Raw genomic sequence first — 20,751 nt, forward strand, 5'->3', positions numbered from 1 at the left:
ATTAATGGACTCCTGATTCAGATTGCTGGCGACTCAAATGCCACTGCAATGCACTTTTAAGTATTAAGGTGATAATTGCCATTAGTGCGAGGATCCCTGCGGCCGTAAATGCGCCCACCGTATTATAATCCTGATGCAGTAATTCAACTTGCAACGGTAAGGTGTATGTTTCACCGCGAATAGCCCCAGAAACCACCGAAACCGCACCAAATTCACCGATCGCGCGGGCGTTAGTTAGAACTACCCCATACAATAATGCCCAGCGGATATTGGGTAATGTCACACGCCAAAACATCTTCCATCCTGAGGCCCCTAGTAAAACCGCCGCCTCATCTTCTTGGCTACCCTGACTTAACATTAGCGGGACTAGCTCACGTACCACAAAGGGGCAAGTGACAAAAATAGTCACCAATGCCATACCGGGCCATGAAAACATCAGTTGGATGTCAAAACCTTCAAGCCATCCACCAAACCAACTGTTTGAGCCATAAAAAAGTAAGTACAGCAAACCCGCCACAACAGGTGAAACCGCAAACGGAATATCAACTAGGGTTAGTAATAATTGGCGACCAGGAAACTGAAATCGCGTCACTAACCACGCCATCATGGTACCAAAGACTAAATTTACCGGGACCGTAATTAAAGCAATTAATACTGTTAAACCAATGGCATGTAGCATATCAGGGTCTGCCAAATTCAGTAAAACGGCATCTAACCCTTTTTGAAAAGCTGTAATAAATATCCAAACAATTGGAATAACTAATAGTAAAAATGAAAACAATAAACCTATCGCAATTAATAGCCATTTCCCCCAGTTAATTTGGGTACGACTAGCCGTATGAATGGGGGTAATTTGCGCCATTACTTGCCTCCTAACCGTTTACCGAAGCGGCTTTGTACTAAATTGACACTAAATAACAGTAACAATGAAACCGCTAAAATAACTGAGGCGACAGCACTGGCGGCCGGGTAATCAAATTGCTGTAACTGACTAAAAATCATTAATGAAACAACCTCGGTTTGCCATGCAATATTACCCGCAATAAATATAATGGCGCCAAACTCACCTAAACTACGTGTAAAGGATAAAACTGTTCCGGCTAATAAGGCGGGTGAAAGCTCCGGCAATACCACTCGGCGAAAGGTTTGCCAACGGCTAGCTCCTAGGGTCTGAGCAGCCTCTTCGTACTCAGGACCGAGCTCTTCCAACACTGGTTGAACCGTACGCACAACAAACGGAATACTGGTAAATGCCATTGCAACCGCAATTCCCAACCAAGTATTAACAACTTTAATATCAAACTGGTGCAGATATTGCCCATACCATCCCGAGGTTGCAAACAAGGTTGCTAATGTCAGCCCCGCCACAGCGGTAGGTAATGCAAAGGGTAAATCCACTAAACCATCTAAAAATAAACGCCCAGGAAAGCGATAACGCGTTAAAATCCAAGCTAATAACATGCCAAATACTGCATTAAACAAACTTGCGACTAACGCTGACAGTAACGTCACTTTATACGCCGCAACCACTTGCGGATAGCTTATGACGGCCCAATACTGCTGCCATGTCATTTCTGATAACTGAATTACCAATGCGCTCATGGGTAATAATAATATCAAACAGGTATAAAATAGACTGCTACCTAGCGTTAGCCCGAAACCTGGCAAAAAGCGCTTTCCTGAACGATTCATTAACGGCGCCCTTCTGCCATTAATTTGTCAAATTCTCCTCCAGTGGAGAAATGAACATCCATCACTTTTGGCCAGCTCTCAAATTGAGATTCAACCGTAAACAGCTGAGTTTCAGGAAATTTATCCTTATTCGCATTCATTACCGCTTTATCATTCACCCGATAATTATACTGAGTGATGATTTCTTGAGCCTGCGGACTATAGAGATAATTTAAGTAAGCTTTAGCGATGTCTTCAGTCCCATTTTTTTGTACATTTTTGTCGACCCAAGCAACAGGAAACTCTGCTAAGATATCCACTGGTGGCACAATAACTTCATAGTCTGACTCACCATACTGAGAGCGAATATTATTCACTTCAGATTCAAAGCTAATCAGGACGTCACCAAGCTCCCGCTCAATAAATGATGTTGTTGCACCACGCCCACCGGTATCAAATACCTCGACATTTTTCAAAAACTGTTTCATTTGCTCACGGGTTTTCGCTTTATCACCTTTATTTTCTTGGTTAAAAGCCCCCCATGCTGCAAGGTAGGTATAACGGCCATTTCCGGAAGTTTTTGGATTCGGAAAGATTAATTTGACATCTTCACGGACTAAATCATCCCACGTTTTAATTCCTTTAGGATTTCCTTTGCGCACTAAAAACGCCATGGTGGAATAATACGGTGAGCTATTATTTGGTAAGCGAGCTTGCCAGCCTGCTGGGATCAAATTGCCTTTATCATGCAAAATTTGTACATCGGTGACTTGGTTGTAGGTCACCACATCTGCTTTTAGCCCTTGTAAAATCGCCAAGGCTTGCTTTGATGAGCCTGCGTGTGATTGCTTGATGGTTAATTTGTCATCAGGGTGAGCTTCATTCCACTGTTTTTCAAATGATGGGTTCAACGCCACAAATAATTCACGAGCAATATCATAAGAACTGTTAAGCAGTTCAGCTGCAATTAGTGGCGAGCTACCGAGTAATGAGACCGTTGCCAAACTCGCGAGTGCCGTTTTTTTCAAAAATGATTTTTTCATTCCACACCTGTTCGTAACTAAACCCAAATGACTAAGATTAAAACCACTGTATCTGTTTTGGTTATAACTGGGTAGCTATCAATCACCTTTTTATATATCAAATTGGAATAACAAAGAAATGAACGTCATAAGCAGAAAAATTAACTGATATTTTAATTAGTTAGCGATATGAATATTACTCAATGGAGGGGCATTCTATAAGTTAAATCATTACTAGGTAGTAAGTAAGCATTAATGATAACGGGTTAATAATAATAGAATAAATACAAATCATTATGTTTAAATTGCTAAGTATAAACAGTTACTCTAAATAATTTGTGTTACAGCTAGGCGGCAAGGAAGATTAGCCCTAGGAGCATACAATAGTATGTGACTAGGGTAATCTTACGTAGCCAACAACGCTGTAACGCAAAGAATGACGAGTAACGCTACAGAGACGTCAATGTCTCAATCGACGGAGCATAGTAATAACTGCCCGAAACCGCTTTCGTCATACGTAGTAAATCATCGTATTTACCGTCTTTTTCACCAAACATGCTTAATAATTGCTGCTCGATGTTGTGTAATCTTGCACAATAAGCCACAAAGAATAAGCCATGCTTACCGCTTGCTGTTCCATATGGCAAGCTGTGACGCATGACTTCAAGCTCTTCACCTTCTTCTTCAATAACCACACGGGAAACATGAGAGGTAACATTACGAGCATCTTCGTCCAGCTCAATACTGTCTTTTTTCGTCCGACCAATCATTTTCTCTTGTTCATGTTCCGAAAAACGATCCCATTTTCTTAAATCGTGTTCATAGCGTTGGACTAAAACATAGCTTCCGCCTTTATCTTCACCGTCTTCGATTAATGTGACTTCCGCAATTTCTTCCCCTTGCGGATTTTCGGTTCCATCAATAAAACCACTTAAATCTCTATCATCTACCCAACGGAAGCCATGAATTTCTTCAACCACAGAGATAGATTTACCAAATGCTTTTAAAGCCGCCTGTGCTAATGAAAAGTTAATATCGTGGCGCAGTGATTGAATATGAATAAACATATCCCGTTGAGTGGCAGGAGCGAGTCCTTTACCTAGCGTGTGAAATGGTTTCAATTCAGGGGCACTATTTGCCTTACCGAGCTGTTTCCAGATGTCAGAGCCAAACGCGATAACCGCGCCGAGGCGATCATCTGGGTATTGCGCTTGTAATTTGGTTAAAGCCTCGACAAAGCTTTTACATCCAGACTTGACTTCATCCAGAGATCCCTCTAGCACTTGCGCTTCAATAAAAATACCAAAACGGCTATGTTCTTTCAAAATACCACTTTGAGAATGAGACATACGGTAAACCTCGTAAAATGAATATGTTATATAACCTATTTCTTATATAAAACGATATTAATATCCTATCTTATCGTCATGATGTTCACCTTGTTTTAACGCAAGGGAATATAGGTTTCAGGTCTATTATAAGAAAGAAAATTTAAGAAAGGGGAAATTTCTTTGAAAACAACGAAAAAGAAGTATTAGTGGGAAGATATCGCCAGTCTGAATAGGCCCGACGATATCATTAACGAAATAAAACTATTTATGCCAAATAATTTGTGAGATTTGCCATGTTTTTAGGTCATTATCGGAAGGCATTAAGTCTTCTGGCCCTTGCCATTTACCCGTAAAACGGTAAACCACTTTACTTGATTGCGGTGAATTACATTCAATAGTCGGAACGTCATTGACCCGCTCACCTAAACCACAAATACCGAAGGCTTTTTGGTAAATTTCGCTAAATTCAGTGCCAACTGCAGGCCCCCATTCGGTGACGATATTCGGGTCATTCACTGTTATACGTGATACATAACCGTGCTCAGGGCCGACTATTTCTAATTTTACTTCATTGTCATCCATACCTTGGAAAACTGTGACCACATTCCCACTTTCCATTTGCATACCGCTGCGTAATGTATAGCGGTCACTAAGTTGTTTCTTAATGATATCCGCTTGCATTGGTGTAAAACTTGTCACTTGACCAAGCCCAGAGCTAGAAACCACCAGAGGTCCACTAAACCAAGTCGATGGCGAAAAAACCTTTACACCCGCACACCCTGATAACAAGGCAGCTCCACAGAGTAGAGAAACCTTCAACAACGGCGATAATCCATTATTACTGTTCAACTTTGCATGTTGGGACATATCATCCTCTTTTATGAGTCGCATAATGCATATTGTGACAATCTATTTACTAAAACATTCCCATGGAAAGTTAAATAAATAGTCAATTAACTTAAAAATCCGTTTCGTGCGTTAATTTTTTCGAATAAATCAAACGTTCAGGTTGTTCTTCTTCATACAACATTTTTTCAAACATGCAGATAGCAGCATCAGACTCTTCACTCACTAATAATTCTATTCTTCCGCAGCCTCTGGCTATCAGTTTTTTTTCTAGTCGACTCACTAATGCATTAGCAATACCACGGCCACGATATTCAGGATGAACGGCAAGATAAACAGCGGTGCCACGGATGCCATCGTAGCCCCCCATAATAGTACCGACAACTTCACCGGCAACTTCAGCCACTAAAAATAAGTCTGCCCCACACTGTAATTTGCGTTCAATATCGAGTTCAGGATCTCCTGAAAACTCATTGAGAGCACAACGCTCCCATAAGGTCAGGACGTCTTCATAATCACTTTGCCGAAAGACTCGTATTTCCATCTCATTTGCCTACTTAAGCTAATCTTTCTGCCATTATCTCTGCTTTTGCAACACAATCAATATTCAATATGCCTTTCTTCGAGCAAAAGGGTATACTTTAACCATTATTTATTTGCTATGGTTCTATTATAAAACAATGAATTACCCAGATATTGATCGCGTAAAAGCCTATTTGCAGAGCTTGCAAGAGACTATTTGCCAAAAAATTACTGAACTAGATGGTAAGCAAACTTTTCTAGAACAAACATGGGAACGAGCTGAAGGTGGTGGCGGTCGCAGCCGAGTACTAACTAAAGGGGCATTATTTGAACAAGCCGGAGTTAATTTCTCGCATATTAAAGGAGAAAAGTTACCTGCATCAGCCTCCGCACATCGGCCCGAGCTTGCTGGCCGTAGCTTCCAGGCAATGGGCGTCTCTCTTGTTATTCACCCTCTGAATCCTTACATTCCAACTACCCATGCCAATGTTCGTTTCTTTATCGCTGAAAAAGAAGGTTGTGAGCCCGTTTGGTGGTTTGGTGGCGGTTTTGATTTAACCCCTTTCTATGGTTTCCATGAAGATATCATCCACTGGCATACCGTTGCTCGTGATCTATGTCGCCCTTATGGCACTGATGTATATCCTAAATATAAAAATTGGTGCGATGAATACTTTTTCCTGAAACATAGAAATGAACCTCGTGGTGTTGGTGGACTATTTTATGATGACCTTAACCAAGGTGGTTTTGAGTCTTGTTTTAGCTTCACTCAAGCGGTGGGTAATGGTTTTTTAGATGCTTATGTCCCGATTGTTGAAAAACGCCGAGATCATGTATGGGGTGAAAGAGAGCGTCAATTCCAATTATATCGTCGCGGCCGCTACGTAGAATTCAACTTAGTATGGGATAGAGGTACATTATTTGGCTTACAAAGCGGAGGCCGCACAGAGTCAATTTTAATGTCAATGCCACCGATTGTTCGCTGGGAATACGACTATCATCCCGAACCTAGTAGCCCAGAAGCTGCCCTCTATACTGAATTTTTAGTCTTAAATAAAGAGTGGGTTTCGCCATAATTAATAACACTGGTTTATAAATTAAGGTAGAAAGATAACCGTTCTACCTTTCTAACATAAAATAACAATAATTAATTTTAAAGCTTAAATATCAGGTAGTTACAAAACAATCACGACAGATTATGATTCCATTTCACCCAACTGAATGGAGTTGTAATATGAATCAAATTTTAGGCCGTTCATTATTATCACCTTGTTTATTAGCAAGTTTAGTCACTAAATCAGGCCATACAGACTTAAAATCAACGCTCACGCATATCAATGATATTATGAGCCGAACCTATTCACATGAAGATGCATTACTCCACCGCAATAACCTTTCAGCTTGCCCTATAGATATGATAGGAAAGCGTTATAATCGCTTTATTCGCGATGCTCAACGCCCTGTCCCACATAAAAATCACTGGCATTCCGACCTGCCAATTTGTGAACGTTCAGGACTTCCACCTGATAGCCATATGCCACATGATGACTACGCGGTGATTATGCGCGAAGAAGATACTCATGCACCATCAGAACCAGCGGGGCAAGTATTTAATTCAATTGGCGTTATCCGTACCTTTTTTAAGGAAAAATTAAATATTGACCAAATTTTTGGCTGTTCTGCTGATATTAATGCGGTTATCCATTATGGAACAAACTACGCTAATGCATTTTGGAATTCTCAAGCTATTTTCTTTGGTGACGGGGATGGAATCGTTTTTGGCCCATTCTATAATGACATCGATATAATCGCTCACGAACTGGCTCACGGCTTTATTAGTTCAAAAGCTGATTTTAGATACACTTACCAGTCTGGTGCTCTCAATGAGTCTGTCGCAGATGTGCTTGGGATTATGGTGAAACAATATTTAAATAATGAAACAGCCGATGCTTCTAATTGGTTGCTAGGCGAAAATTTATTTATTGACCAAATAAACGCACCGGCACTACGTTCTATGATAAATCCAGGGGATGCTTATTATCTTTCTGACGATGTTAGAGACCCACAAGTTGGTCATATGTCTCAATATCAGGATTTACCTATTTTTATTGATAATGGCGGCGTGCATATTAACTCAGGCATTCCAAATAGAGCCTTTTACCTATTAGCTAAGAGTCTTGGAGGTTATACATGGGACATCGCCGGTAAAATTTGGCTTGAAGCTGTGTCTGACAACAAAGTGACAAAAAAGGCAACATTTATCGAATTTGCTGATGCAACGATCCGTGCTGCTAAGAAATTATTTGATGATAATATCGCGCAAAAAACACAGCAAAGCTGGTTAGATGTTGGATTAGTTGTAAAACTGCAATAATTTATATAAACAGTATTAAACTAATTTAAGATTAATTTTTCTATAAAACATAAAGGCCGATAATAAAGAGCTTAAAACAACTCTTTTATTCAGCCTTATTAATCAAACCTGCACGTTAACGTTTTTTCTTTTTTCTGCCTGGTTGTGTAAACTTTTTACGTGTCGGGTTTTCTGGTTTTACTTTAGGTTTACTTGGCGAATTCTGCTTTGTATTACTTTTGTTAGCAGAAGCTGACTTCTGTGGCTTTTTCAATTTTACATCTGATTCAGATTTTTCCATCATATCAAATAATTCAATCAGTTCATCATCTGTTAAATCACGCCACTCCCCGACAGGAATGCCTGTTAACTTAACATTCATGATGCGAACACGTTCAAGTTTAGTGACTTCAAAACCAAAGTGCTCACACATACGACGAATTTGACGGTTCAACCCCTGTACAAGGGTAATTCTAAAAACAAAAGGGGCCTCTTTCTTGACCTTACATTTTTTCGTCATTGTACCAAGAATGGGTACTCCAGCCCCCATTCCACGAATAAAGTCATCTGTTACGGGTTTATTGACAGTGACTAAATACTCTTTTTCATGAGAATTGCCTGCCCGTAAAATTTTATTCACCAAATCCCCATGGTTGGTGAGAAAAATTAGCCCTTGAGAGTCTTTATCTAAGCGGCCAATCGGGAAAATTCGGGTACTATGATTAACATAATCAACAATATTATCTTTTTCACCACTCTCTGTCGTACTAACAATACCGACAGGCTTATTAAGTGCGATTAACACTAAATCTTCTTCATTACGCGGTTCGATTAATTGCCCATTAACTTTTACCACGTCACCAGAAAAAACTTGGTCGCCAATTCCTGCACGCTTACCATTAATAAATACATTACCCTGTTCAATATAACGGTCAGCTTCACGTCTTGAGCAAATACCACTTTCACTAATATATTTGTTTAAACGTGTAGAAGAACGAGTGTCCATAATTTTCCTCAATCTTTAATTCTTACCCTACGTTCATCATGATCTATGTTGGTAACGTGAGGGTGATATTTATTATTAAAATATTAATCCAGATAATATTAAAAAGCCGTAACATAATGACTTTGTTACGGCTTTTATACGTCCAATAGGGCTAATTAAGCCTTCATCAGCGCTTTATTGATTAGCGTTTTTTCAAGTGCTGCATCAAACGCTTACGCTTACGCAACTGGGTTGGCGTTAACTTATTCTTCTTATCTGCATAAGGATTTTCCCCCTCTTTAAACAGAATTCGAATTGGCGTTCCCATCACTTGCAATGAACGGCGGAAGTAATTCATCAAATAACGTTTATAGCTATCAGGTAAATCAGAAACTTGGTTACCGTGGATCACCACAATTGGTGGATTGTGTCCCCCCGCATGGGCATACTTCATTTTAACACGACGACCGCGAATAAGCGGTGGTTGGTGCTCATCTTCTGCCATCTTCATGATACGAGTTAATAATGCGGTACCTACTCGACGAGTTGCAGACTCATACGCTTCTTGCACTGATTCAAATAGGTTCCCCACACCACTACCATGTAGTGCAGAAATAAAGTGAATACGCGCGAAATCAACGAAACCAAGGCGCAGTTCAAGCATGTCTTTAACGTGCTCGCGGTCTTCTGGCTTCATACCATCCCATTTATTGACTGCAATCACCAATGAACGACCAGCATTGAGGATAAAGCCAAGTAAAGATAAATCTTGGTCAGATATACCTTCACGTGCATCAATAACTAATAGTACGACGTTCGCGTCTTCAATCGCTTGCAATGTTTTGATAACAGAGAATTTCTCCACTGTTTCAGTAACTTTTCCACGCTTACGTACGCCTGCGGTATCGATTAAAATGTACTCACGATCATCGCGTTCCATTGGGATGTAAATGCTGTCACGGGTAGTTCCCGGCATATCAAACACCACAACACGCTCTTCACCTAAAATACGGTTGGTTAATGTCGATTTACCGACATTCGGACGGCCAACGATGGCTAATTTAATCGGTAATGTTGTTGGATCGAAGTCATCTTCTTCGTCTTCATCAAGCTCACATTGAGCTTCTAACTCAGCCCAATATGCCGCATTTTCTTCTTCCTCAGTCAACTCAACTTCTTCCTCGTCTTCTCCCACAAAAGGTTTCAACGATTGTTCAATTAGCTGAGTAACACCGCGACCATGTGATGCCGCGATCGGGTGAATTTCGCCTAGGCCAAGAGAATAAAAATCTCCGATTGCCGTAGTTACATCAATTCCATCGGTTTTGTTTGCGACTAAATAGGTTTTTTTCTTGCGACTACGAAGATGTTTGGCAATGCCTTCATCAGCGGGCATTAACCCGGCTCTTGCGTCAACCATAAACAGAACAATATCTGCCTCTTCAATTGCTTGCAAGGACTGTGCGGCCATGTGCGTTTCTACACCTTCCTCAGTCCCATCGATACCACCCGTGTCAATAATAATGAATTCATGCCCTTCAACTTCAGCACGACCATATTTACGATCACGAGTCAGACCGGGAAAGTCCGCTACTAATGCGTCACGGGTACGGGTTAAACGGTTAAATAACGTGGATTTTCCTACGTTTGGACGCCCTACCAGCGCTACGACGGGTATCATTTTTAGATGCCTCACAACTTTTATTAACTAAAGGAATTCTGAGGCTTTAACTCAGAAAACAAAAAAACGAAACGGCTCCTGTCTTCAGGAACCGTTGATTTTATCGATAAATTGGCGGTTTGTCAGAAAATTAACGAGTTAACAGGTAAACTGTTCCGTTTTTTGTCTGAACCATTAGCTTATCACTTGCAACCACTGGACGACTGTGAATACCGGAGCTGTTTAATTTGTTTTGTGCAACAAACCCGCCCGTACTCATGTCTAACCAATGCAGATAACCTTCTTTATCACCGACAACAAGGTAACCATTATACATTTCTGGCGCAGATAGCCCACGGTTTAACAGGTCTTCCTGTGTCCACAGTGTTACACCATCGCTTTTACGAACAGATAACACGCGGCCATTTTGGTCAACGAGGTACAGGTTTTCACCTGACATCACCATGTCATTGATTGAGCCAAGCTCGCGTTTCCACAGAATTTGGCCTGAACGCATATCCAGCGCTGCTAAAGTACCATTATAAGCAATCGCATACACTTTACCGTCATCAATAATTGGTGTCATATCGACATCATTTAAGCGGCCGATTTCTGTCGAACTTGTCACTTGCGAAATACGTTGTTGCCAAATTAATTGGCCTTGAGACAATAGCACCGCACTGACACGGCCGTTATCCCCACCGACAATCGCAGCACCAAAAGCAACCGCAGGAGCAGATTCACCACGTAATGACAACGATGGAGTATCCATGTTAACGGTCCACTTAATTTCACCACTATTGACATCTAAAGCTTGTAGTTGACCATTACTGGTGTGAATAATAACAAAGTCATTACTCACAACAGGTTTAGAAAGGGCTTCGCCTGCAACTTCGACATCCCAAGCAACTTGGCCATCTTCTTTATTCAGAGCAATAACGGTTCCGCGCTCAGTACCGACAAAGATTTTGTCGCCATCAACGGTTAAACCACCGGATAGCAATGCTGACAAGTTAGCAGAAAGAAAACCTGTTCGTTTAGATAAATCGACTGACCACAGCTCTTTGCCACTATCAAGTTCAAATGCTTTAACTAAACCTTTGCGGTCTGCTGCATAAACCGCTGAACCATCCCAAACAGGTGATAATTCAGAATAAAATTGTTCAACACCATTTCCAACCGATTTATCCCAAACAATTGATGGGGTGAATTGATTTTCAACCTGTGGAAGTGGCGCCATGATAATAGAATCAGTTTCGCTGGAACAACCGGCAAGTAAAGCTGAAGCGACTAGGCCAACTAAAAGTGTTTTGCGCAACTGCATGTTTGTCGTTTCCTTTCTTCTTATGAATTAGATACGTTGTTCAACTTCAGAGTCAAAATACCTCTAATAGATTGAGAGCCTTCACTTTCTAACCCCTGAGCATAAGCGGCTTTTGCACCAGCTTTATCACCCTTATGGAGTAAAGCATCACCACGGACATCCTGTGCCGTTGCTTGCCATGATTTACTTTTAATATTTGCAACTGACGCTATCGCGCCATCAGCATTACCTTGGGCTAATTGCACTCGCGCTAAACGCAAGTTAATTAAATCTTGCATATCCACGGTTTTTGCCTTGGCTAATGCATTGGTCAATGCAGTTTGTGCATTCGCTAAATCGCCTTTATCCACCGCGATTTGCGCAAGCTCTAAGCCCATCATCGCACTGTATACATCGTCGGTTTCAGCCGCGAATTTTTGCGCTGCAACAATACCTTGCTCTGAGCCTGAACGTAATTGGCTATTTACTGCTTCAAACTTTTGCGCACTTTCCTGCAGTACATTGGTTTTATGAGACTGCCAGTAATTCCAACCAAATACACCACCAACGCCAATTACGAGGCCAACAACTAATGCCACGCCATTATTCGCAAAAAAGCGTTTAATCGCATCGACTTGATCATTTTCGTTTGTATAGACTTCCACTTGTCTCTCCTTAACCTAATAACTCGGCGATGCGTGACGCCATAAGTTGCTGCGAAATGGTTTCTTGTACGCCTGTGCGTAAATCTTTCAATGTGACTTGGTCATTTTTAATTTCATCTTCCCCCAAGATCAGTGCAATTTTAGCGCCTTGTTTGTCCGCTCTTGCTAACTGTTTCTTGAAGTTACCACCACCGTGGTTAGTCATTAACCGCAGTGTTGGTAGTGCATCACGTACTTTTTCGGCTACTAATATCGCTGCTTGCTGGCTATCTTCGCCAAAAGAAGCAAGATAAACATCAGCAACTGAAGCATCCGCTGTAAATTCTGGGTTAACTTCTTGGACTAATAGCACCATCCGTTCCATACCCATGGCAAAACCAACCGCAGGTGTTGCACGACCGCCTAATTGTTCAACTAAGCCGTCATATCGACCGCCCGCGCAAACTGTGCCTTGTGAGCCCAGTGCCGTTGTTACCCACTCAAAAACGGTTCGGTTATAGTAGTCAAGACCACGAACTAAGCGTTGATTAACACGATATTGAACCCCTGCAGCTTCTAATAACTTACATAAGCCATCAAAGTGCTCACGTGATTCGACATCAAGGTAATCAAACAGTTCAGGTGCATCATTCAATAAAGCCTGAATTTCTTGATTTTTAGAATCTAAAACGCGTAGAGGATTTGTATACATGCGACGCTTACAATCTTCATCCAGCTTGTCTTTATGCTGTTCTAAGAAAGCAACTAAAGCCTCACGGTAATTGGCACGCGCTTCTAATGAGCCAATCGAGTTCAGCTCTAAAGTCACATGCTCACTAATGCCTAACGCTTTCCACCAGCGCGCTGTCATTAAGATGACTTCAGCATCGATATCAGGACCTGCAAGACCAAAAACTTCAGCCCCTAACTGGTGAAATTGACGATAACGGCCTTTTTGTGGGCGCTCATAACGGAACATAGGTCCTAAATACCACAAACGCTGTTCCTGATTGTACAGCAAACCATGCTCAATACCGGCACGGACACAACCAGCGGTATTTTCAGGGCGTAATGTCAGACTTTCATCGTTGCGGTCATTGAAAGTGTACATTTCTTTTTCAACGACATCCGTCACTTCACCAATCGCTCTGCGAAATAGCGGGGTCTGCTCTACAATCGGGGTACGAATTTCACTAAAACCATAACCCTGTAAAATATTTTTCAATGTTGCTTCGATTTTCTGCCATACACGCGTGTCAGCTGGTAAGTAATCATTCATGCCGCGAATGGCTTGGATATTTTTTCCCACTTTATTTCTCTATTTTCAGAATTACATAAGTTTGATTATAAGAGCGAAATATCATCTGGTTCAATCAACAAACACCAATTACTGATACTAATCGGGATTTATCTGTCAATTTGTACGGTGAGCGACCGATTTTAGAAAAAAATGCGGACGATTGATATAGTGTTTGTTCTAAACATGCCAAACGACTCTGTGAGCCGCTTAGCAGTAGAATACACAAAATTAGTCTTTTAAGTTGACTTCAATCCGCTTGCTTTCATCCATCATCGCCGCTTTGGCTCGAATTTTAGCCTCTAACTGGTCGATAATGTTGTCATTATCAAAACGCTCTTTTTGACGTTTACCGTCTTCATAAAAACCGCTCTTGGTTTTTGCCCCTGCAACGCCTAGCGTAGAAACTTCCGCTTCACCGGGGCCATTAACCACACAGCCAATAATCGATACATCCATTGGTGTAATGATATCTTCTAAACGCTGTTCTAATTCATTCACGGTACCAATCACATCAAACTCTTGCCGTGAACAAGTTGGACAAGCAATAAAATTAATACCACGCGAACGAATCCGCAGTGATTTTAAGATATCAAAACCCACTTTAACTTCTTCAACAGGGTCAGCAGCTAAAGAAATACGCAAGGTATCACCGATACCTTCAGACAGTAACATTCCTAAGCCAATTGCAGATTTTACTGATCCTGCACGGGCACCACCGGCTTCGGTAATCCCTAAATGCAGGGGTTGACCGATTTTATTCGCTAATAAACGGTAAGAGCCGACAGCAAGAAATACATCTGATGCTTTTACGCTGACCTTAAACTGATCAAAATTAAGTCTGTCTAAGATGTCCACATGGCGCATTGCTGACTCAACTAATGCCTCCGGTGTTGGCTCGCCGTACTTCTCTTGAATATCTTTTTCAAGGGAACCACCATTAACCCCAATACGAATTGGAATATTGTAGTGGCGTGCGCAATCAACAACTTGGCGAATACGTTCTTCGCTACCAATATTACCTGGATTAATACGCAAGCAATCAACGCCGTATTCCGCTACTTTTAATGCAATACGATAGTCAAAATGGATATCCGCCACCAGTGGAACATTAACTTGTTGTTTAATCAGTTTAAATGCTTCAGCGGCATCCATGGTAGGAACAGAAACACGCACAATATCAACACCAACACGCTCAAGGGATTTTATTTGGCGAACGGTGGCTTCGACATCAGTTGTACGGGTATTCGTCATTGACTGGACAGCGATAGGTGCGCCATCGCCTACTGGCACGCTACCTACGTTGATACGAGTGGATTTACGTCTTTTTATCGGTGATTCATTATGCATTTTGGTTTAATTCTCCGAACGTCCATGTGCTCTTTGTTACCGTGGTACTCTTTGTTACCGTGATATTCTTTGTTACCGTGATATAGTTTTAACGATTATTTTTATACGCTCAACTATACACAAGAAAGCAAACTATAGCCTATCAAAAAAGATGTTTTCGGATATAGTTTGCTTCTTTTTACCTGTCTGTTTTTAGGCTTCAGGTAACTTCAATTTTGCCGGACGTTTCGCTTTAATGAAGCGGCTTAAATCAACAGCGTTGCCTTGGAACTGTACAGTAACATTCGCGGGTGCACCAATATTCAGGCGATAAGGTTGCGGCCCATCGAGTTCCAACTTATCACCACTATTTTTGGTGCCACTGAATAGGATTTTATTATTTGCATCACGAATTTCTAACCAGCACTGGCCAGTAAAATTCAATACTAGGGCTTGGCTGCTTGCAGCAACAGGTTCAGTCGTTTCTGTATTTTGTGTTCTGTCTAATGCAACTGAAGATTGTGGTGCATTAGGTAATGGAATTGTTCTGACCGGCTCAGTAATAGGGTCAGTCGCTAATACGGGCTCTTGAGTTTGTAATTCAAGAGTATTTTCCGGTACAACAGGCGCTGTATCAGTTGAGGCGACCTCTGTTGATGTCAGTAATTCAACTGGTGTGGTGTTGTTATCTTGTTGGGACAAAATCAAATCATTTTGATTTGCCATTGAAACTAGCTCATCTTTTTGGGCGTTATGATCTTGCCACCACCATACGCCAACCATTGCGATGAGAACAATCACAATCAACCAAGTCAGTTTCATTAACCAACCTTCACGCTTTTTGCGTTTTTTCCCCAAAGAATAACTTTGCATAGGAGAAACTTTGGCTAATGTAACGGTTTCTTCTGTTTTCATATACGTTTTTAATTCGCTCTCGGGTATGCCTACCATACGAGCATAAAGGCGAATATAACCACGCAAAAATGTCGGTTCCACGCCAGCGGGAGCAATATCTTGTTCTATCTCTTTTACCGTACTGATTTTAAGGCATAATCGTTCTGCAACAACATCTTGGGTTAGACCCATGCGCTCACGTGCTTGCGTCAATAATTGTCCTACTGTGGTCGTAGCTTGTTCGGTATTATTTTCGATAGTCATTTGCTGGCAACACTATTTCCAAGTTTAAAAGATATAAAGCGAACATTGAGCAGCTTTATTCGTCAATAATTTATCATCATGTTGAAACAACAATTAAATTTTTCTTATTGCTTCTACTATTGTAGGTGAACAAAGGCGTTTTGCCTAACTCTAAAACGCCCTAAATCATCACCTAATTCACTGATTCAAGCTTATTTATAAATCAGACTGTTTTTACCTTGATAGGTTCCCCTGCTAAGCGTTTTTTCAACGTTCGTTTTGTTCTGTCGATCACGTCGCCAGCAAGTTGCCCACAGGCAGCATCAATATCATCACCCCGCGTTTTGCGCACTATCGTGGTGAAACCATATCCCATCAATACTTTACAAAAACGGTCAATACGACTGTTCGAACTTCTACCGTATGGCGCCCCTGGGAACGGGTTCCATGGAATTAAGTTAATCTTACTCGGTGTATTTTTTAAACATTCCGCTAATTGATGTGCTTGCTCAACACTGTCGTTCACGTGATCTAACATCACATACTCAACGGTTACTCGCCCTGCATTAGCATTCGATTTCGTTAAATAACGATTCACACTGTTGAGGAAGGTTTCAATATTGTATTTTTTATTAATTGGAACGATATCGTCACGGATATCATCTGTTGGCGCATGCAATGAAATCGCTAACGCAACATCAATCATATCCCCTAGTTTATCCAGTGCAGGTACAACACCTGAAGTGGAAATCGTGACACGGCGCTTAGATAAACCAAAACCGAAGTCATCTAACATAATTTCCATCGCAGGAACGACGTTATTCAAATTCAGCAATGGTTCGCCCATTCCCATCATCACGACGTTGGTAATTGGACGGCGTCCACTGGACTTTAGCGAACCAATAATTTTGGCTGCTCGCCAAACCTGACCAATAATTTCTGAAACACGTAAGTTACGGTTGAAGCCTTGTTGCGCCGTCGAGCAGAATTTACATTCCAATGCACAACCTACTTGTGAAGAAACGCACAATGTTGCACGGTCTGCTTCTGGGATATATACCGTTTCAACCAGTTGGTCACCCACTTTGATTGCCCACTTAATGGTGCCATCTGATGAACGCTGTTCATCAGCAACTTCCGGTGCACGGATTTCCGCGACTTCTTTCAGTTTTGCTCTAAGGACTTTATTAATATCGGTCATTTGGTCAAAATCATCATAGCAATAATGATAAATCCATTTCATGACCTGATCCGCGCGGAATGGTTTTTCACCCATTTGAGCAAAGAACTCGCGCATTTGCTTGCGGTTTAAATCAAGTAAATTGGTTTTTTGGTTCGTTTTTTCTGGTGTGACAGAAATAGCGGAAGAAGTTGCACATTGTGCATCTGTCGTCATATCAGACATGGTGTATTGCCTCGTTGTTACACTTTCGGCAGTGCTAGTGGTGAGTATAGCACGACGTAATTTTTGCGGTCTTAAAAATATAATCGCCCCGCTAATCATAGCAGGGCGTCGCATTGTACAAACTTTATAACAATAATGCTAATGCATTAGTTAAAGAAGTCTTAGCGTGGGCAGATTTCATCAGCAGTGAAGAAATACGCGATTTCACGTGCAGCAGATTCTTCAGAGTCTGAACCGTGAGTTGCGTTTTCAGTGAAGCTGTCTGCGTAATCTGCGCGTAAAGTACCCGCTAATGCGTTATCTGGGTTAGTTGCACCCATCAGGTCACGGTGACGTTGGATTGCGTTTTCACCTTCTAACACTTGCAGCATGATAGGGCCTGAAGTCATGAATTCAACCAGACCTTCAAAGAAAGGACGGCCTTTGTGTTCAGCGTAGAAGCCTTCAGCTTGCTCACGAGTCAAATGCATCATTTTAGCAGCGATGATTGTGAAACCCGCGCTTTCAAAACGGTTGTAGATTGCACCAATAACGTTTTTCTTCACAGCGTTTGGTTTAATAATAGAAAATGTACGTTGAACAGTCATAAATAACCTCTTAGCGATTCATTAGGCCTTTATTCTTTATTCTTCCCTGTGACTTAGGATGTAAGAACTTAAAATAGGCATGTTGTAGTTTTTTATATTATTTCTAATTCTATTGTTAGGCTTTTAGACTTCAAAAGCAACCATATCTAGGAAAAAGAAAAATAAGGCGATGATTATAGGGGCTCTGATTACAATTTCCTACAGTCACAACAACATTTTGTTAAACTTTTTATAGCAAAAAACACTATTTTTTCGGGTAAGTCACGTTTTTCATCTATTACTTCACTCTAAAGCTCATTGCTGTCACTTGGCCGCTTAAATCTAATACCGAAATTTGGTAGTTTCCACTTTTATCGAGTGTCAGCAAAATAGAACCGTTTTGCTCGGTTGTATTCACTTGTTCTCCGTTTAAAAACCACCATTTCTGCCCTTGTCCACCCTGCGTGACTAAACGTAAATCTAAGCTGGTTTTCCCGGGTAGACGCTGTAAAACTTCCCCATCACGGATACCAGAAATCAATAATGGCGGCATTTCTAGCTTCAATGGCGGGCAAGCTGAATCCGCCTTAGGTAACCGATTTTCCCGTTTCTCACTGCTTGGTAACCATGACTCCACAGTAATCGGCCATAAATGTACTTCTTTTTCCTGTGCATTTGGGCAATCTGCCGCGACTTGTTGCCCTTTGTCATTCACCCAGATTTTTTGTCTTAATCCTAATAGTGACTCTTGGTCTCGCACCATTAACGTGGGTGGAATGGTGTTATCCAAGATCCAACTAAGACGCCTTTGGCGGCAATTATTATCATCTTTCAGTAATGAAGTTCCTCCCGGCCAACAGATCACCGCTTGGCTCACACTGGCAGGTTTCACATCTTTTGGTAGCGGTTCGTGGGATTGATAGATTTTGCTCAGTAACATGCCATTAATTTGATTCATAATCGGAATAGCGGTTGCAAAGCCTAGCTGCCCTGCTACAGGCGTTGCATCTGGCCGACCAACCCAAACGCCGATGGTATAACGCGGATTAACACCAATCGCCCACGCATCACGATAACCATAACTGGTTCCCGTTTTCCATGCCAAATTGAGTTGCCCTGCTAAATTAGCCTCAGGAACAGGGCGTGCTTCCCCGCCCATAATACGACGTACTATCCATGCAGCTCCTGGTGACATCAGCGCCCTATCGCGAATTTCATCGGTTGGTTTAAAGCGTAACGGTGACACATTGCCTTTTCGCGCAAATGCGCTATAGGCAGAAACTAAATCTTCCATCCGTGTGGCTGTGCCACCTAAAATCAGCGATAAGTTTGGTTCACTCCCTAACGGAAAGCGCAGCTCAGTCCCAACATTGCGTAGTTGAGCGGTAAATCGTTTACTGCCATACACATCTAATAACTGAACCACCGGTAAATTCAATGAACGAACGAGTGCATCGCTAACACTCACTGGCCCATTAAAACCACTGTCAAAGTTCCCCGGACGGTAATCATTAAAGCGCCGTGGAACATCTTGTAATAACGATTCCGCATGGATGAGCCCGTCATCCATTGCTAATGCGTATAAAAATGGTTTTAACGTTGAGCCTGGAGAGCGCCAAGCGCTAATCATGTCCACATGGCCAAAACGGCTATCATCTTGAAAATCAATTGAGCCAATATACGCTTTCACTGCCATATCTGTATGATCAACCACCAAAATTCCCAATGATGTTTGTTTTGGTAGTTGGTTTTTCCAATTCATAGCCATATCTTCCAGTTGCCTTTGCAAACTGGCATCGATAGTGGTTTCAATGATGGACTGTTGCGTATCTTTGGTTACCCGCCTTGCAAGTAAAGGGGCTGAATGCGGGTTCTTCCGCGGTGCTAACCAAATTTGTTCTTGTTTAATATCGGCAACTTTTTCAGGGCTCCAGACTTGGTATTCCTCTAGTCTATCCAATACTTTATCACGTGCAGCTTGTGCCCTTTCTGGATATCTATCCGGTCTTAAACGGCTCGGAGCTTGCGGCAATACGGCAAATAATGCCGCTTCACTCGCCGTCAATTTTGCCGGTGACTTATTCAAATATACCCAGCTAGCTGCGCCAATACCTTCAATGGTTCCGCCATACGGAGCACGGTTTAAATACATTTCTAAAATTTCATCTTTCGAATAGTGATATTCGAGTTGAGCCGTACGCCAAAGCTGTTTCAGCTTACCACCCAATGTTCTTTCATGGGGATCAATTAACCGTGCAACTTGCATCGAAATGGTACTTCCGCCCGACACAATACGCCCTGAACTCACAAACTGCCCCGCGGCCCTAATCAGCGAAAACGGGTTTACCCCCGGATGACGATAAAAATGACGATCTTCATACGTTAGTAACGCTTCGATAAAATCAGGAGAAACCTCTTCGAGTGTAACAGGAAAGCGCCAAATTCCCTCTTTGTCTGCAAAGCGCCACAATGGTGTACCATCCGCTGCAACCACGGTTCGTGCCATTTCAATTTGCTTAATCGGCAACGGCCAAATTTTATCAGCGGCTAAAAAAGCCAGTGGCAAAATAATGACCAACAGAACCAGTGTAATGCCTGTGCGACGTAACCATTTTTTCATTGATGGGAGTACCGAAAATAAATTAAAAAAGCCCTTATATCTGAGTATCAATATAAGGGC

At 41.7% G+C, this 20,751-nt stretch carries 18 protein-coding genes; 2 read left to right on the plus strand and 16 right to left on the minus strand.

Features of this window, described 5'->3' with window-relative positions; genetic code table 11:
* Position 1: 1 nt before the first annotated feature.
* From cysW to PSE60_RS14715, 6 genes are all read right to left on the minus strand, one after another.
* Positions 2 to 862 (minus strand): sulfate/thiosulfate ABC transporter permease CysW, encoded by an 861-nt coding sequence (gene cysW, locus PSE60_RS14690; RefSeq protein WP_210837966.1) that lies wholly within the window; start codon positions 860 to 862, stop codon positions 2 to 4.
* A complete protein-coding gene (cysT, locus tag PSE60_RS14695; RefSeq protein WP_004912608.1) occupies positions 862 to 1,692 on the minus strand; it encodes a sulfate/thiosulfate ABC transporter permease CysT in 831 nt (276 codons plus the stop codon). The genes cysW and cysT overlap by 1 nt, the downstream gene beginning before the upstream one ends.
* On the minus strand, positions 1,692 to 2,714 hold the full coding sequence (locus PSE60_RS14700) for a sulfate ABC transporter substrate-binding protein (RefSeq protein WP_272665882.1): 1,023 nt from the start codon (positions 2,712 to 2,714) through the stop codon (positions 1,692 to 1,694). Before PSE60_RS14700 ends, cysT begins: the two co-directional genes overlap by 1 nt.
* Positions 2,715 to 3,142: 428 nt before the next feature.
* Positions 3,143 to 4,042, minus strand: coding sequence for a Dyp-type peroxidase (locus PSE60_RS14705; protein ID WP_210837968.1), 900 nt, complete (start codon positions 4,040 to 4,042; stop codon positions 3,143 to 3,145).
* A 243-nt stretch (positions 4,043 to 4,285) separates the two neighbouring features.
* Positions 4,286 to 4,891 (minus strand): RpoE-regulated lipoprotein, encoded by a 606-nt coding sequence (locus PSE60_RS14710; RefSeq protein WP_272665883.1) that lies wholly within the window; start codon positions 4,889 to 4,891, stop codon positions 4,286 to 4,288.
* A gap of 91 nt (positions 4,892 to 4,982) precedes the next feature.
* Complete coding sequence (locus PSE60_RS14715) at positions 4,983 to 5,414, minus strand: GNAT family acetyltransferase (RefSeq protein ID WP_004912619.1); 432 nt, start codon at positions 5,412 to 5,414, stop codon at positions 4,983 to 4,985.
* Positions 5,415 to 5,550: 136 nt separating this feature from the next.
* Between PSE60_RS14715 and hemF the strand changes: the two genes are divergently transcribed.
* Entirely contained in the window at positions 5,551 to 6,468 is a 918-nt protein-coding gene (gene hemF / locus PSE60_RS14720; protein ID WP_272665884.1) for an oxygen-dependent coproporphyrinogen oxidase, read from the plus strand.
* 158 nt (positions 6,469 to 6,626) lie between these two features.
* Complete coding sequence (locus tag PSE60_RS14725; protein WP_272665885.1) at positions 6,627 to 7,766, plus strand: M4 family metallopeptidase; 1,140 nt, start codon at positions 6,627 to 6,629, stop codon at positions 7,764 to 7,766.
* A gap of 115 nt (positions 7,767 to 7,881) precedes the next feature.
* Here the strand turns inward: PSE60_RS14725 and rluF are convergent, their stop codons facing one another.
* From rluF to pbpC, 10 genes are all read right to left on the minus strand, one after another.
* Positions 7,882 to 8,751: a 23S rRNA pseudouridine(2604) synthase RluF gene (rluF, locus tag PSE60_RS14730; RefSeq protein ID WP_272665886.1), complete on the minus strand. Its 870-nt coding sequence runs from the start codon at positions 8,749 to 8,751 to the stop codon at positions 7,882 to 7,884.
* A gap of 181 nt (positions 8,752 to 8,932) precedes the next feature.
* On the minus strand, positions 8,933 to 10,411 hold the full coding sequence (gene der, locus PSE60_RS14735) for a ribosome biogenesis GTPase Der (RefSeq protein WP_272665887.1): 1,479 nt from the start codon (positions 10,409 to 10,411) through the stop codon (positions 8,933 to 8,935).
* Positions 10,412 to 10,541: 130 nt separating this feature from the next.
* On the minus strand, positions 10,542 to 11,714 hold the full coding sequence (gene bamB / locus PSE60_RS14740; RefSeq protein WP_272665888.1) for an outer membrane protein assembly factor BamB: 1,173 nt from the start codon (positions 11,712 to 11,714) through the stop codon (positions 10,542 to 10,544).
* A gap of 20 nt (positions 11,715 to 11,734) precedes the next feature.
* Positions 11,735 to 12,358 carry a YfgM family protein gene (locus PSE60_RS14745; RefSeq protein WP_004912636.1) on the minus strand — a complete coding sequence of 208 codons (624 nt, stop codon included), beginning with the start codon at positions 12,356 to 12,358 and terminating at the stop codon, positions 11,735 to 11,737.
* A 10-nt stretch (positions 12,359 to 12,368) separates the two neighbouring features.
* The gene (hisS, locus tag PSE60_RS14750; protein WP_272665889.1) at positions 12,369 to 13,646 is read right to left on the minus strand and encodes a histidine--tRNA ligase; all 1,278 of its coding nucleotides are present in this window, start codon (positions 13,644 to 13,646) and stop codon (positions 12,369 to 12,371) included.
* A 219-nt stretch (positions 13,647 to 13,865) separates the two neighbouring features.
* A complete protein-coding gene (gene ispG / locus PSE60_RS14755; RefSeq protein ID WP_272665890.1) occupies positions 13,866 to 14,984 on the minus strand; it encodes a flavodoxin-dependent (E)-4-hydroxy-3-methylbut-2-enyl-diphosphate synthase in 1,119 nt (372 codons plus the stop codon).
* Positions 14,985 to 15,176: 192 nt separating this feature from the next.
* Positions 15,177 to 16,121 carry a cytoskeleton protein RodZ gene (gene rodZ / locus PSE60_RS14760; protein WP_272665891.1) on the minus strand — a complete coding sequence of 315 codons (945 nt, stop codon included), beginning with the start codon at positions 16,119 to 16,121 and terminating at the stop codon, positions 15,177 to 15,179.
* A gap of 202 nt (positions 16,122 to 16,323) precedes the next feature.
* Positions 16,324 to 17,505, minus strand: a complete 1,182-nt coding sequence (locus PSE60_RS14765; protein WP_004912645.1) for a bifunctional tRNA (adenosine(37)-C2)-methyltransferase TrmG/ribosomal RNA large subunit methyltransferase RlmN — start codon at positions 17,503 to 17,505, stop codon at positions 16,324 to 16,326.
* 161 nt (positions 17,506 to 17,666) lie between these two features.
* Positions 17,667 to 18,092: a nucleoside-diphosphate kinase gene (gene ndk, locus PSE60_RS14770; protein ID WP_004264899.1), complete on the minus strand. Its 426-nt coding sequence runs from the start codon at positions 18,090 to 18,092 to the stop codon at positions 17,667 to 17,669.
* 277 nt (positions 18,093 to 18,369) lie between these two features.
* Positions 18,370 to 20,691, minus strand: coding sequence for a peptidoglycan glycosyltransferase PbpC (pbpC, locus tag PSE60_RS14775; protein WP_272665892.1), 2,322 nt, complete (start codon positions 20,689 to 20,691; stop codon positions 18,370 to 18,372).
* Between the last annotated feature and the right edge of the window lie 60 nt (positions 20,692 to 20,751).

The organism is Providencia sp. PROV174 (assembly GCF_028480685.1).
GTDB classification, from domain to species: domain Bacteria; phylum Pseudomonadota; class Gammaproteobacteria; order Enterobacterales; family Enterobacteriaceae; genus Providencia; species Providencia rettgeri.